Genomic DNA, 491 nt, shown 5'->3' with positions numbered 1-491 from the left:
TTTCAATAGGTTTTTTATTCTACTATTTGTGAGGATAAATAATAAATTACGTATAAACACTAATAAAAGCTCTACTTTATTTTAAAAATGCACTTAACATCCAAACATGTTGTTCTAATGTTGTATGAATTGCTAATAACATATCAGCGGACGTTTCATCCTCAGATTCATTAGCTACTTCCATACCTTCTTTTAACTCTTGAATAATCGCAGAAAAATCATTTACTAATGTTTGCACCATTTCTTCAGCTGATTCGTTACTTGTTCCTTCATGTACAGTAGATGTTTCTAAATACTCTTTCATTGTCGCTAATGGTTTCCCGCCCAATGCTAAAATACGCTCTGCTAATTCATCAATATACGTTGCTGCTTCATTATAAAATTCTTCAAATTTTTCATGTAATGTAAAGAAGTGTGGTCCTGTCACATACCAGTGATAGTTATGAATTTTCACATATAACACATTCCAGTTTGCTACCTGTTTGTTTAAT

Annotated in this window: 1 protein-coding gene; it reads right to left on the bottom strand. The window is 31.2% G+C overall.

Going from position 1 to position 491, the window contains the following annotated elements; genetic code table 11:
• Positions 1 to 76: 76 nt before the first annotated feature.
• Positions 77 to 491, bottom strand: a 415-nt coding sequence (locus V7183_RS17385; RefSeq protein ID WP_335360288.1) for a Dps family protein, incomplete at its 5' end; no start/stop codon positions are given.

Source organism: Bacillus sp. JJ1127 (assembly GCF_036965845.1).
Lineage (GTDB): Bacteria > Bacillota > Bacilli > Bacillales > Bacillaceae_G > Bacillus_A.
The sequence above is the reverse complement of the archived record's forward strand: the minus strand, read 5'-3'. Positions and strand labels throughout refer to the sequence as shown.